Origin of the sequence: Arthrobacter sp. R-11 (genome assembly GCF_049913155.1) — a bacterium.
GTDB lineage: Bacteria > Actinomycetota > Actinomycetes > Actinomycetales > Micrococcaceae > Arthrobacter.
Genome location: NZ_CP183979.1, coordinates 4,228,435 through 4,241,836 on the forward strand (window position 1 = coordinate 4,228,435; position 13,402 = coordinate 4,241,836).

The 13,402-nt window shown below is 67.6% G+C and carries 12 protein-coding genes; 4 read left to right on the forward strand and 8 right to left on the reverse strand.

Annotated elements, in window-relative coordinates; all coding sequences use genetic code 11:
* Positions 1 to 65: 65 nt before the first annotated feature.
* The 6 genes from ACN9M4_RS19295 to ACN9M4_RS19320 form a co-directional block, all read right to left on the reverse strand.
* Positions 66 to 887: an aldolase/citrate lyase family protein gene (locus tag ACN9M4_RS19295; RefSeq protein ID WP_426300780.1), complete on the reverse strand. Its 822-nt coding sequence runs from the start codon at positions 885 to 887 to the stop codon at positions 66 to 68.
* Positions 872 to 1,657 carry a 2-oxo-hept-4-ene-1,7-dioate hydratase gene (gene hpaH / locus ACN9M4_RS19300; RefSeq protein ID WP_426300782.1) on the reverse strand — a complete coding sequence of 262 codons (786 nt, stop codon included), beginning with the start codon at positions 1,655 to 1,657 and terminating at the stop codon, positions 872 to 874. The genes ACN9M4_RS19295 and hpaH overlap by 16 nt, the downstream gene beginning before the upstream one ends.
* A gap of 31 nt (positions 1,658 to 1,688) precedes the next feature.
* Positions 1,689 to 2,780 carry a 3,4-dihydroxyphenylacetate 2,3-dioxygenase gene (gene hpaD, locus ACN9M4_RS19305; protein WP_426300784.1) on the reverse strand — a complete coding sequence of 364 codons (1,092 nt, stop codon included), beginning with the start codon at positions 2,778 to 2,780 and terminating at the stop codon, positions 1,689 to 1,691.
* A gap of 120 nt (positions 2,781 to 2,900) precedes the next feature.
* On the reverse strand, positions 2,901 to 4,412 hold the full coding sequence (gene hpaE / locus ACN9M4_RS19310; protein WP_426300786.1) for a 5-carboxymethyl-2-hydroxymuconate semialdehyde dehydrogenase: 1,512 nt from the start codon (positions 4,410 to 4,412) through the stop codon (positions 2,901 to 2,903).
* Between the two features lie 14 nt (positions 4,413 to 4,426).
* Positions 4,427 to 5,110: a GntR family transcriptional regulator gene (locus ACN9M4_RS19315; protein ID WP_426300788.1), complete on the reverse strand. Its 684-nt coding sequence runs from the start codon at positions 5,108 to 5,110 to the stop codon at positions 4,427 to 4,429.
* Positions 5,103 to 6,611, reverse strand: coding sequence for a fumarylacetoacetate hydrolase family protein (locus tag ACN9M4_RS19320; protein ID WP_426300790.1), 1,509 nt, complete (start codon positions 6,609 to 6,611; stop codon positions 5,103 to 5,105). Before ACN9M4_RS19320 ends, ACN9M4_RS19315 begins: the two co-directional genes overlap by 8 nt.
* Before the next feature lie 314 nt (positions 6,612 to 6,925).
* Here ACN9M4_RS19320 and ACN9M4_RS19325 point away from each other — a divergent pair, with 314 nt between their 5' ends.
* Positions 6,926 to 7,489 carry a YdeI/OmpD-associated family protein gene (locus ACN9M4_RS19325; protein WP_426300792.1) on the forward strand — a complete coding sequence of 188 codons (564 nt, stop codon included), beginning with the start codon at positions 6,926 to 6,928 and terminating at the stop codon, positions 7,487 to 7,489.
* A gap of 225 nt (positions 7,490 to 7,714) precedes the next feature.
* Here the strand turns inward: ACN9M4_RS19325 and ACN9M4_RS19330 are convergent, their stop codons facing one another.
* Positions 7,715 to 8,548: an IclR family transcriptional regulator gene (locus tag ACN9M4_RS19330; RefSeq protein ID WP_426300794.1), complete on the reverse strand. Its 834-nt coding sequence runs from the start codon at positions 8,546 to 8,548 to the stop codon at positions 7,715 to 7,717.
* A 257-nt stretch (positions 8,549 to 8,805) separates the two neighbouring features.
* On the opposite strand from ACN9M4_RS19330, the gene ACN9M4_RS19335 reads away from it, so the two are divergent.
* Both ACN9M4_RS19335 and ACN9M4_RS19340 read left to right on the forward strand, forming a co-directional pair.
* Entirely contained in the window at positions 8,806 to 9,453 is a 648-nt protein-coding gene (locus tag ACN9M4_RS19335) for a DUF6226 family protein (protein WP_426300796.1), read from the forward strand.
* 257 nt (positions 9,454 to 9,710) lie between these two features.
* Entirely contained in the window at positions 9,711 to 11,600 is a 1,890-nt protein-coding gene (locus ACN9M4_RS19340) for an FAD-binding monooxygenase (protein ID WP_426300798.1), read from the forward strand.
* A gap of 64 nt (positions 11,601 to 11,664) precedes the next feature.
* Here ACN9M4_RS19340 and ACN9M4_RS19345 read toward each other — a convergent pair whose 3' ends face one another.
* Positions 11,665 to 12,714 carry an FUSC family protein gene (locus ACN9M4_RS19345; RefSeq protein WP_426300800.1) on the reverse strand — a complete coding sequence of 350 codons (1,050 nt, stop codon included), beginning with the start codon at positions 12,712 to 12,714 and terminating at the stop codon, positions 11,665 to 11,667.
* Between the two features lie 94 nt (positions 12,715 to 12,808).
* On the opposite strand from ACN9M4_RS19345, the gene ACN9M4_RS19350 reads away from it, so the two are divergent.
* Positions 12,809 to 13,402: a histidine phosphatase family protein gene (locus tag ACN9M4_RS19350; RefSeq protein ID WP_426300802.1), complete on the forward strand. Its 594-nt coding sequence runs from the start codon at positions 12,809 to 12,811 to the stop codon at positions 13,400 to 13,402.

The following is a 13,402-nucleotide window of genomic DNA, read 5'->3' on the forward strand; positions in this document are numbered from 1 at the left end:
CGCGGCTCTGCCTCGGTGCCCTCGAAAGCAAACGGGAAGGAACGTCGCCGAAGCGGGAGCCCGGCTCAGTAACTCGGGCACGCTCCGCCGTCGGGCCCTTCGCCCTGACCAGAAGCCGGAATGAACTTCGCGGCGAGCGCTTCGGTCCCCCGGGCGAGCATCGCGACGTCGGCGCCGACCAGCACGAAGGACGCTCCGGCGTCGAGGTAGGCCCGTGCTGTTGCCTCGTTGAAGGCGTTGACGCCGGCGGGCTTGCCGGCGGCCTTCGCTGCGGCGAGGCAGTGTTCGACGGCGGCCCGCACCCCGGGATGCTCCTGTTCGCCGAGCAGCCCCATGGAGGCAGCTAGGTCTGAGGGGCCGATGAAGATCGCGTCGACGCCGTCGACCGCCAGAATGTTCTCGACCGCCGCAACGGCGGCCTCCGACTCGATCTGGACCGTCACGCTGACCGTTTCCGACGCCCGGGCGAGGTAGTCCGGGATCCGGTTCCAGCGCGAGGCCCGCGCCAGAGCGGATCCGACGCCGCGCACCCCGTGCGGCGGGTAGCGGACGGCGACGACGGCGGCCTCCGCCTCCGCGGCCGAATTGACCATGGGAATGAGCAGGTTCTGCACACCCAGGTCCAGGTATTGCTTGATCAGGACGGTGTCGTTCACCGGCGGCCGGACCACGGCCTGGACCGGGTAGCCACTGACGGCCTGGAGCTGGGCAAGGATGGATTCGAGCCCGTTGGGGCTGTGTTCGGCGTCGATCAGCAGCCAGTCCAGGCCCGAGCCGGCGCAGATCTCCGCGATCAGCGGGCTGCCTGAGCAGACCCACATCCCGGCCAAAGGCCGGCCCGCCGCAGCGAGGGCGTCGGTGAACGTTGGCTCTACTCGAATCGGCATGTCACAACTCCCAGCGGTCCGTAGTCGGCGTGTACGGTGTCCCCTTTGTAGACCCAGAGCGGGCGGGTGAAGGAGCCGGCCAGGATGATCTCCCCGGCCTTCAGCCCGTCTCCGTGCGGGGCGATCTTGTTGGCCAGCCAGTGCACGCCGGCGGCCGGGTGGTCCAGGACGCCGGCCGCGACGCCGGTTTCCTCCACGGTCTGGTTCTTGTAGAGGATGGCCGAGACCCAGCGGAGGTCGACGGCGTCCGGCCGCACCGGGCGGCCGCCCAGCACCATGGCGCCCATGGCGGCGTTGTCCGCGATGGTGTCCACGATGGTCCGGCCCTCCATCTCGATCCTCGAATCCAGGATTTCGAGGGCCGGGACCACGTAGTCGGTGGCGTTCAGGACATCGAAGAGGGAGCAGCCGGGCCCGGTGAGGTCGTTCTTCAGCACGAACGCCAGCTCCACCTCCACCCGCGGGTGCGTGTACCGCTCCCACTCCACGGAGCAGCCGGTTTCCAGCACCATGTCATCGAAAATGGCGCCGTAGTCCGGTTCGGTGATGCCCGTGGCCGCCTGCATGGCCTTGGACGTGAGCCCGATCTTGCGGCCCACCAGCGTCCGCCCGGTGTCCTCGTTCCGGCGCCGCCAGAGCTGCTGCACGGCGTAGGAATCCTCCACCGTCATCTCCGGGTAGCGGGCGGTCAGCCGCGGAACCGGAGTCCTGTTCCGGCTTGCCGCCACCAGCTCATCCGCGATGGCCTCGATCGTTGTCTCGTCCAGCATCGCTTTCCCTTCCGTGCCTGTTCGAGGCAGCTTAGACCTGCGCGCCCAGCTTGAAGCCTTCGACGCCCGTGCCCGGCGTGCCGCCGTCGTCCTTGCGGGTGTAGGAGAAACCGTCGGCGCCCACGGTGACGGCCATTTCGCTCTTGTCCTCGCGGATGATGACCGGCTGCGGGTTGCCGTCAAGGTCCAGCACCAGGGAGGCCTCGGTGTACCAGGACGGGACCACGGGGTTGCCCCACCAGTCGCGGCGCTGGTTGTCGTGGACGTCCCAGGTGACGGTGGGGTTGTCCGGGTCGCCGGTGTAGTAGTCCTGGGTGTAGATCTCCACGCGGTGCCCGTCCGGGTCCAGGATGTACAGGTAGAAGGCGTTGGACACGCCGTGCCGGCCGGGGCCGCGCTCGATGCGGTCGCTGATGCGCAGGGCGCCCATCTTGTCGCAGATCTGGATGATGTTGTGCTTCTCGTGCGTGGAGAAGGCGATGTGGTGCAGGCGGGGTCCGTTGCCGCCGGTCAGGGCGGTGTCGTGCACGGTCTGCTTGCGGTGCATCCACGCGGCGTACGTGACGCCGTCGGAGTCCTTGATGTCTTCCGAGACGCGGAAGCCGAGGTCCTCCAGGTACTTGCGGCCGCGCGGGACGTCCGGGGTGACCTGGTTGAAGTGGTCCAGGCGCACCAGTTCACCGGCAGAGTAGAGGTCATAGCGCTGGGTGAGGCGCTCCACGTGTTCCACTTCGTAGAAGAACTCGTAGGGGAAGCCCAGCGGGTCCTCCACGCGCACGGAGTCGCCCACACCCTTGGTGAAGCCTTCCTTGCGGCGCTCCACCCGGCAGCCCAGTTCCTTGTAGTACGCCTCGGCGGCGTCCACCTCGGCCGGGGACTTCACGCGGTAGGCGAAGGCGGCGGCCGCGGCCACCGGACCCTTGCGGAGCACGAGGTTGTGGTGGATGAACTCCTCGAAGGAGCGCAGGTAGATGGTGTCCTCGTCCTCTTCGGTGACGTGCAGGCCCAGCAGGTCCACGTAGAACGCGCGGGACTTGGCCAGGTCCGTGACCACGAGTTCCAGGTACGCGCAGCGGACGATGTCCGGGGCCGGGACGGAGGGCTTGGGGATGACGTTGCTCATGGTGGTCTCTCTTCGTTGAAAGGGGTCTGTTTGGGTGCCGTCCGCCCAACTGACTCGCAGTAGATGTCGTTTTGGAGCCTCAAAACGACCACAATTGCGAGCTAGTTGGGCCGGCCGGGCTCAGGCGCCGAACTTCGGCGTGTGGACCGAACCGAGCGTGATGTGCACGGCTTGCTGGTCGGTGTAGAAGTCGATGGAGCGGTAGCCGCCTTCGTGGCCCAGGCCCGAAGCCTTGACGCCGCCAAACGGGGTGCGCAGGTCGCGGACGTTGTGGCTGTTCAGCCACACCATGCCGGCCTCGACGTTCTGCGAGAAGTTGTGGGCCCGGGTGAGGTTCTGCGTCCAGATGTAGGCCGCCAGGCCGTACTTGGTGTTGTTCGCCAGGGCGAGGGCTTCGTCGTCGTTCTCGAACGGGGTGATCGCCACGACCGGACCGAAGATTTCCTCCTGGAAGATCCGCGCGTCAGGCGCGACGTCGGCAAACACCGTGGGTGCGATGTAATTGCCTTCGGGGAGGTGCCGGGGGCGGCCGCCGCCGGCCAGGAGCCGGCCTTCGGACTTGCCGATCTCCACGTAGGAGGCCACCTTTTCGTAGTGCTCGGGGTGGACCAGGGCGCCCACCTGGGTCTTGGGATCGTGCGGGTCGCCCACCACGATGTTCTTGGCGCGGGCCGCGTACTTTTCGCAGAACTCGTCGTAGATGGCGCGTTCCACCAGGATGCGGGAGCCGGCGGTGCAGCGTTCGCCGTTGAGGGAGAAGACGCCAAACAGTGCGGAGTCGATCGCGGCGTCCAGGTCGGCGTCGGCGAACACCACGCACGGGGACTTCCCGCCGAGCTCCATGGACAGGCCCTTGAGGTTGGCCGCCGCGTTGCGGAAGATCGTCTGGCCGGTTGTGGTTTCGCCGGTGAAGGAAATCAGCGGCACGTCCGGGTGCTTCACCAGGGCGTCGCCGGCTTCTTCGCCGAGGCCGTTGACCAGGTTGAACACACCGTCGGGCAGGCCCGCGTCCTTGAAGATCTGCGCCCAGAGGGAGGCCGAGAGCGGGGTGAATTCGGCCGGCTTGAGGACCACGGTGTTGCCGGTGGCCAGGGCGGGGGCGAGCTTCCAGGACTCGAGCATGAACGGGGTGTTCCACGGAGTGATCAGGCCGGCGACGCCGATCGGCTTGCGGTTCACGTAGTTGATCTGCGAGCCGGGGACCTTCATGGCGTCGTCGAACTGGGCCACGATCAGGTCCGCGAAGAAGCGGAAGTTCTCCGCCGCGCGCAGCGCCTGGCCCTTGGCCTGGGTGATCGGCAGGCCGGTGTCGAAGGTTTCGAGCTCGGCGAGCCGGGCTTCCTGGGCCTCGACGGCGTCGGCGATCCGGTTCAGCACACGGGCGCGTTCGCGCGGCTTCATCTTCGGCCACGGGCCGTTGACGAAGGCTTCGCGGGCGGCGGCGACGGCGAGGTCGATGTCTTCCTTCTGGCCCGCGGCGGCGGTGGCGTAGTTCTTGTTGGAGACCGGGTCCAGGACGTCGAAGGTCTTGCCGGACACGGAGTCAACGAACTTGCCGTTGATGTAGTGCTGGATGTGGGTGGGCAGTTCTTCGGGAACGTAGTGTGTGCTGGTTTCTACGGAGGTCGTCATCGTTGAAGTCCTGTCTAGTGGTTGGCTTGGGCGAGGTAGGCGTCCAGGGTGGCGGCGCGGTGCCGGCGGGCGGCTTTCTCGATGGTGTCGGCGTCGGCGTTGTTTTCGATCAGCCGGAGCAGCGCCTCGTGCTCCTCGACCGAATCCCGGGCGCGGCCGGGGACGAAGCGGAAGGTGGAGGACCGCAGCGAGGCGAGCCGGTTCCAGCCGCGGTGGACGAGGTCCAGGATGTGCGGATTGGGGCAGCGTTCAAACAGGACGCTGTGGAAGTCCTGGTTCAGCCGGGTGAAGCGGACGGGGTCGAAGTGCTCCAGGCAGTCGCGCATCTCCTCGTTGACCGCACGCGCCCGCGCAATCGATGCCGCATCGATCAACGGCGCGGACAACGCCGTGGCCGCCCCTTCGATGATGCTCAGGGTCTGCATCGTGTAGAGGTATTCGGTGGGGTCGATCCCTGAGACGGTGGCGCCGACGTTCCGTTCGAAGGTCACCAGGCCTTCGGCTTCGAGGCGGCGGATGGCTTCGCGGACCGGGACCACGCTGAAGCCCAGGTCCTCGGCGATCTTGGCCAGCACCAGGCGGTAGCCCGGCGAATAGGCGCCGTCCACAATGCGGGCCTTCACCGCTTCGTACGCCTGCTGGGACTTGCTGCCCGTCTTCTCGCCCGAGGCGAGGCTGCCCGTGACGGTCTCAGTCATTGTCCTGCACCCATTCCTCGTACTTGGCGCGCCATTCGGCGTTCATCGGGAAAAGCCCGTCAACGCTGTGGCCCTGCTCGACCATCTGGAAGATGAACGCTTCCTCGCGTTCCTGGGCGATGCATTCGTCCACGAGTTCCGCGGCGATGGCCGGCGGAATCACCAGGATGCCGTCCGCGTCGGCCACGATGATGTCGCCCGGCTGCACCGTGGTGCCGCCGCAGGCGATGGTGATGTCCGTGTCCCAGGGGACGTGGCGGCGGCCGAGCACCGCAGGATGGCGGCTGGCGAAGTAGGTGGGGATCTCCAGTCCGGCCACGGCCGAGTAGTCCCGCACGCCGCCGTCGGTGATGATCGCTGCCGCGCCACGCACCTGGGCGCGCAGGGCAAGGATGTCGCCCACGGTGCCGGTGCCCTTTTCGCCGCGGGCCTCCATGACCAGGATGTCGCCTTCGTTGACGGATTCGACGGCGCGTTTCTGGGCGTTGAACCCGCCGCCGTGGGTCTTGAAGAGGTCCTCGCGGTTGGGCACGTAGCGCAGGGTGCGGGCCAGGCCGACGACGCGGCGGTCCGGGCGGGTGGCCTGCAGGCCGTCGATGCTGACGTTGTTCAGCCCGCGCTTGCGCAGCTGGCTGGAGAGGGTGGCCGTGGCGACGGACTCGAGTTTCTTCTTCAGCTCCGGATCGAGCCCGGGCTTGGCACCTTCAGCACCAGCCGGCGACAGTCCGGCGGCTTCGCGCGAACCGTACGCCTCCTCCCGCTGGGTGTCATCGGACTTGGGCTGCGCACCATAGGCGGCGAACGGCGTCGCGCCTTCCACGACGGCGGTGGCCAGGCGGCCGCTGCTGAAGTCACGGCCGGTGACCTCAACCTCGACGACGTCCCCCGGCACCGCGACCGATGCGCCGGCGGGGGTGCCGGTGAGGATGATGTCGCCCGGCTCCAGGGTGAGGAGCTGCGAGAGGTCCGCGACGAGGCGCGCGAAGGGGAAGAGGAGGTCCCCGGTGGTGTCGTCCTGGACGAGTTCGCCGTTGTGCCAGGTGCGGATGCGCAGCGCGTCGGGGTCGACGGCGGCGGCCGGGATAAGTGCCGGACCCACCGGGGTGAAGCCGTCCCCGCCCTTGGAGCGGAGGTTGGAGCCCTTGTCCGCGTAGCGGAGGTCGTAGACGCCGAGGTCGTTGCTGGCCGTGACCCACTCGACATGGCCCCAGGCGTCCTCGGGGCTCACTCGGCGGGCATTCCTTCCAATGATGAGGGCGATTTCGCCTTCGTAGCCAAGGAGCTCGCAGCCTGCCGGGCGCTCGACGGTGCCGGGGTTGCTTGTGCTTCCGAGCGCCAGGGAGGACGCCGGCTTCAGGAAGTACGACGGCTGCTCCGGCGTGCGGCCACGCTGCGCGGCACGGCTGGGGTAGTTGATGTGGACCGCGATCACCTTGCGCGTCCGGGCCAACAGCTCCGGGTTGAGTTCCCGGGTTCCGGCTTCCATCGGCACGTTTTCCATCAGTGCGCGTCTCCTCGTCGTCGAGTGTCTATCAGGTACGAAATCGTATACGAAAACTATGCCTCGGGATGTGAGCTGCGTCAACCCCTGGTCACGCCGGGGGACGCGCAGTGGCATTCTGCCGGGCCGGCCCCGGTTCCGTTGACGCACCGCGCGTTCCCCGGCATCGTTGACCGTGGCCGGCAAACAAACGGGGGAAGGTATCGCTTTGAGCCTGAGGGGTTTCAGCACGATCAGTTTTTGGGCCGACGACGTCGAGGCCGCCGCGGCCTGGTACCAGGACTTCGACATCCTCGCGGCCCAGCAGTCCTGAGATGGGCGCAACAGCGGAACCGTTCGCGTTCCAGGACGGTCCCGAGTGGGAAGGCTGGCTGGCGGCAAACCACTCGGCGCAAAGCGAAGCCTGGCTGCTCATCGGGAAGAAGAACTCCGGCGCCCCGCTGCTCGCCATTGAAGATGCCCTGGACGGCGCCCTGTGCTTCGGGTGGATCGACGGCCAGCGCAAGGGCTTCGACGAGAAATCCTTCCTGCAGCGCTATTCGAAACGCAGCCGACGGAGCTCCTGGTCGCGAGTGAACGTCGGCAAGGCAGAGGCACTGATTGCCTCGGGGCGCATGAAACCGGGCGGGCTCGCCGAAATCGAGGCAGCCAAGGCCGACGGGCGCTGGGACGCGGCCTACGAATCCCAGCGCTCCGCGGAAATCCCCGAGGACGTCACGAAGGCCATCGCGGCCAATCCGGCCGCCGTCGTCGCCTTCGAAGCAATGGGCCGAACCGCGCGCTACGCCCTGGTCCTCCCCCTGCTCAAGGCGCGCACCCCCGAGTCGCGCGCGAAGCTGCTGGCCGGCGTCGTTGGGAAGCTGGCGCGCGGGGCATGAATTGACAGACGCACCAGTCGGCCGCCCGCAGCTCGTGGAGGATGGCGGAACGCTGGAACTTACACGGGTTCCCGCCTGGGAGGTCAAATACCGGAGGCCAGAACGGACCCGCCGCCCTGGGCATATGCCCGGTCGACGACCAGCCCTGCCCGGACGACGAGACGTTGCTCCGCATTATGGACGAACGCACATCCTGGGCGCCACCAAAGCGCAAAAAGCCAAACGCTAAGCCAGCGCTTCGGCCACCTTGTCTGCGGTCAGTTGCAGTTGCCCTGCGAGGGCGGACAGATCGTCGGACTTAACCCGCTGCGTTGGCCCATTCACGGTCAGCGCGCCGAGCAGCTGCCCTGCGGAATCCCGGACGGGGCAGGCGATGACGAAGAGGCCTTCCTCGAGTTCGTCGTCGAGGATCGCGTATCCCTGTTCCCGCACGCGGCGCAGTTCCTCGAGGAGGGCGTCCCGCCTGGTGATGGTCTTGGGGGTGAAGGACTCAAGCCGCTTTGGCAGGGCGGCGACAACTTGCTCGTCGCTCAGCTCGGCGAGGACCACCTTGCCGGCCGCACTGGCGTGCATCGGGTAGGTCCTGCCCACCCACATGGCGCTGGCGTTCAGAAAGCGCGCCCCCGAGGCCTCGGCCACCACGTCATAGCTGGCCTCCCCCGTTACCATGACGAAGGTGATGGTCTCGTTGAACTTGGCAGCGCACTCGTTCAGGAGCGGCTGGATCTTTGAGACGACTCCCGCATATGGATCGGCGAGGCGGCCGAGTCGGGCCATCTGCCAGCCGAGCATGTAGCGGTTGTCCACGCGCGCCACGAAACCGCGCTGTTCAAGGCTCAGGAGCAGGCGGAAGGCCGTGGGCCGCGTCATCCCGACCGCCTGGGCAATTTCGGTGACAGTGATTCCTTGGCGGTGCCGGCCGAGTTCGCCGAGCAGGACCGTCGCCTTGACCACGGATTTGTTGGTCAGGTCAAGGGGTTCCGGGGAGGCCTGTTCCTCTTCGCCGACGGCTTTTTCAGATGCAGTTTCGTCCTGCGCAGTACTAGGTCCCGCTGCCATTAATGCTCCCGCTTTGGCCGGTCCGGGACCGGCTGCTCCGACTGTCGTTTGCCACACCAATCCTAGGCGCTACGGCAGCGGCGCGATCTAGGGACTGAACAGGGAGTTCAAAAGTCAGGCGGGCAGCGGTAGCCGGCCTAGCTATCACCACGCCTACGATTCCGACAACAACGGCCCGCCAATTCCTGGATACTCCCCCACGTTCCATGCCCTCAGGGTACCGGCAGCGTCAGCGCAGCACGGCTAGGCTGTGGCCCATGGGGGAACCGGTAGAACGCTTCGTCCGGCCGGCTCTGCCGGCCGCCGTTTTCCATGACGACGACGGCGGGCCCATCCATTACAGCGAGCGTTGGGGAGCGGACGGCGCGCCGTCGGACGCTTGCAGCAGGGTGAGCAGTCCGGAACGGTTCACGGGATTGCACTTGGTGGCCGACGCGTTGATCGACTACCTCGCCAAAACGTTCGACGCCGACGTCGACTCCGCGCAGGAGTACGCCGGGGACCTTCTGCGGCACGGCATCACACCCGTGCGCGCCGTCCGCATCACGCCGCGCGGACGCGATGCCGCGCCGCTGACCTTTGTCTTTACCGACTTTCCGGGCCTCGCCGTCCACGCCGGCGCCCAGCAAGATTTCATCTACCCGGCCTGTGGCTGCGATGCCTGCGATGAGACCGCCGAACGATGCGCAGACGAGTTGGAGCGTGTGGTCCGGGGCGTCACCTTGGGTGGGTTCCGCGAATGGGTGGACCCGGGCGGGAACGCAGGCATGCGGTTGGCCTTCGAGGACGGTTCCATGGGTGGCGGGAACACCGGCCCGGTTCCCGAAGATCGCCTCGAGAACGCCCGGGCACGCCTTGCGCAGCTGCCCGGCGGCTGGGCGCCCTGGCCGCTGCGGGCCAAGTAGAGGACCCGGATCAACGGCAACATTTTGCTGGATCACCTCCGTCGGCAGCCGGCTCCGGCCCCGAAAATCCGCGGGCGGTTGGGCGGGCACCCCGAGGTGATCCAGCAAAATGTACGCACAGCTCCGGCAGACCTCCCCGAAACCGCCGCGTCTTGTCAGCCACGTCACACCGCGGTACAGTCTTCAGCAAGATTCTAGTTCAAATAAAGAACTATGTGTTCTATATTAGAACAACCACAAAGAAGTGAGGACCTCCCGTGCAGTTCCACCACCACGGATACGTATCAGGCGACCCGCGGATCCAGCCGGCCGCCGGCGTCGGACTGAACCGCCCCGAAGAACTCCCCGACGAAGTCGACGTACTCATCGTGGGCACCGGCCCGGCGGGCATGCTTACCGCGGCCCAGCTCTCCCAGTTCCCGGACGTCACCACCCGGATCATCGAGCGCCGCCCCGGCCGGCTCGCGATCGGCCAGGCCGACGGCATCCAGGCCCGCAGCGTCGAGACCTTCCAGGCCTTCGGCTTCGCCGAGCGGATCAGCGCCGAGGCGTACCACATCACCGAAATGGCCTTCTGGAAGCCGGACCCCGCAGACCCCTCACGCATCCACCGGGCCGCCCGCGCCGTGGACGATCCCACCGGCATCAGCGAGTTCCCGCACCTGATCGTGAACCAGGCCCGCGTGCTGGACTACTTCGCCGAGTTCATGGCGAACTCGCCCAGCAGGATGAAGCCCGACTACGGCTACGAGTTCCGCAGCCTGAAAGTGGACGACGACGGCGAGTACCCGGTGAGCGTGACGCTCCTCCACACCTCCGGTCCCCTGGAAGGCCAGGAACGCACCGTCCGTGCCAAGTATGTGGTGGGTGCCGACGGCGCACGCAGCAAGGTCCGCGAATCGATCGGCTGCACCATGGCCGGGGACCAGGCCAACCACGCCTGGGGCGTGATGGACACCCTTGCCGTCACGGATTTCCCGGACATCCGCACCAAGTGCGCCATCCAGGCCGAGAGCGGCAGCATCCTGCTGATCCCCCGCGAGGGCGGCCACCTGTTCCGCATGTATGTGGACCTGGGCGAAGCAGGCGAGGACCACGCCGTCCGCCAGACCACCATCGAGCAGATCATCGCCAAGGCCAACGAGATCCTGCACCCCTACACGCTGGACGTGCGGAACGTCGCCTGGCACAGCGTCTACGAGGTGGGCCACCGCCTGACCGACCGCTTCGACGACGTCCTGCCGGAGGACCTCGGCACCCGCACCCCCCGCGTCTTCATCACCGGCGACGCCTGCCACACCCACAGCGCCAAGGCCGGCCAGGGCATGAACGTCTCCATGCAGGACGGCTTCAACATCGGCTGGAAACTGGGGCACGTCCTGGAAGGCCGCAGCCCGGAAAGCCTCCTGTCCACCTACTCGGCCGAACGCCAGGTGGTGGCGAAGAACCTCATCGACTTCGACAAGGAATGGTCCTCGATGATGGCCAAGAAACCGGAAGAATTCGAGGACCCGTCCGAGCTCGAGGAGTTCTACGTCCGCACCGCCGAGTTCCCGGCCGGCTTCATGACCCAGTACTCGCCGTCGCTGATTGTCGGCGAAGCCACGCACCAGGACCTCGCCACCGGCTTCACCATCGGCAAGCGCTTCAAGTCGGCTCCCGTGGCCCGCGTCTGCGACACCAACCCGATGCACCTCGGCCACCACGCCAAGGCGGACGGCCGTTGGCGGATCTACGTCTTCGCCGACGCCGCCGAGGCCGGGGCCCCGGGCCCCGTCGCGGACTTCGCCGAGTGGATCGCGACGGCGCCGGACTCGCCGCTGGCCGCCACGCCGTCGGACGCTGACCCTGACGCATGGTTCGACCTCAAGGTGATCTACCAGCAGCCGCACACCGGCGTGGACATCGGCGCGGTGCCGGCCGTGTTCAAGCCCAGCGTCGGTCCCTTCCGGCTCACCGACTACGAGAAGGTCTACGCCACCGACCCGCAGGCGGACATCTTCGAACTGCGCGGCCTGGACCGCGGGGGCGTTGTGGTGGTGGTCCGCCCGGACCAGTACGTGGCGAACGTGCTGCCCCTGACCGCGACGGCGGAGCTCGCCGCGTTCTTCGCCCCGCTCCTGTCTGCCAAGCGTCTCCCCGCGTAGGAGCCTTGCGCGACGTTCCTTCCCGCTTGCCTGTGACAGCGGGAAGGAGCATCGCCGGCAACCCTCACCGCCGCAGCCGCCTCCACACCGCGGGCGCCACCACCACCACGACACCGGCGGCAGCACCGATCACCGTCTCCACGATGCGGTCCCGCAGCAGGAGGCCGGGGTCGACCGCAGCGGCCAGGAGGGTGGAAATCAGGGCCAGCGGCGTCACGAAGACCTGGGCCAGAAGATACTGCCGGGCGATGAACATCTCGGCGCCGAACTGGCACAGGGCGATCACCAGGACCATTCCCCACGGCGCCGGGTTCAGCCACAGGATGCCCGCCATCAGGACGAGCCCGATCACCGTTCCGGCGATTCTCTGGATGCCGCGGCGGACCCGGTGCCTCGTTGAATGGCCCACCAGCGGGACCACGGCGGCCACCATGGCCCAGTAGCTGTGACCGAAACCGAGCCACTCGCCCACCACCGTTGCAAGGACCCCGGCAAGCCCGGCCGCCACCAGGTAGCCGCCGCCTTCCAGCCAGGCCGCGCGGCGTTCGGGCACCGTGCGCCTTATGGCCGGCGGGCGCTTCCACGGGGTCCGGTGGCTCGGAACCACCCTGGACGACATCCCGACAAGCAGGCAGAAGACCGTGGTTAGCACCGCGGCCAGCATCGTCTCCCCCAGCGGCGGCTGCACCGGAATGGACGCGATGGCCGCGAAACCGAAGATGTGGAACAGGGAGCCCGCGGGCCGGAGCCGCCAGAACGCGATGACCACCGAGCAGGCGCCGGCCACGATCGTTGTCGCGGCGACCAGGAGCCACGAATATCCGGCCGGCCCGAGCCCCCATTGCGGCGCGATCCGTGCGGTCAGGGTCGCGAGCAGGATCACCAGGAGCATGAGCCCGCCGGCGCGCAGCTGGCTGCGGAAACGAAGGTGGTGCGGTTCGTTCCTCCCGTAGATTCCCGTAAATGCGCCGAAGGAAGCGAAGGCGGCCAGGTCCAGGCGTCCGATCAATGTCAGCGTGATGAGCGGGACGAAGACACCTATGGCGCAGCGGAGGGCAGGGTGGTGGTCCTTGTTTCCGGGGGCCATGGTGAACAGTTCCGCTACGGCCTTCACGCGGGCGGTCCGCCTTTCCTCGAAGGGTCAAAATTACGACGGCGGCGCTGGCGTCCGCCTCGAATTTTACGCCCGGAAAATTTGCTCAGGCAGAATGGAAGGCATGACCCTCACGACGTTCGCCCTCGTCCGCCACGGCCAAACCGACTGGAACGCGCAGCGCCGGCTGCAGGGATCCACCGATATTCCGCTGAACGACGTCGGCCGCGGCCAGGCGCGTGACGCCGTCGCCGTCCTGTCCCCTTACGAGTGGGACGCCGTGGTGTCCTCGCCGCTGGGCCGTGCCGCGGAAACCGCGGACCTCATCGCTGCGGGGCTCGGGCTGAGCGTGGAACGCCGCCTGCCGGGCCTGATCGAGCGCGGCTACGGCAAGGCCGAAGGCCTGCAGGCCGGCCCGGAACTGGACGCCCTGCGCATCCCCGGCGGCTTTGAAGGCGCCGAAAGCGAAGAGTCGACGGCGGCCCGGGGCCTGGCTGCCTTGGAAGAACTGGCGGAGGAGTTCCGCGGCCGGCGCGTCCTGGTGGTGTCGCACGGCACGCTGATCCGGCTGACCTTGGACCGGGCCACCGGGCGGTCCCTGCCCAGCGTCGAGAACGCCGCCCTGAACCTGGTGCACCACCACCCGGTGGACGGCTGGGAACTGGAGTTCTTCAACGGCGAGCCGCTGCTGGCCGGCGTCGAAGCCTAG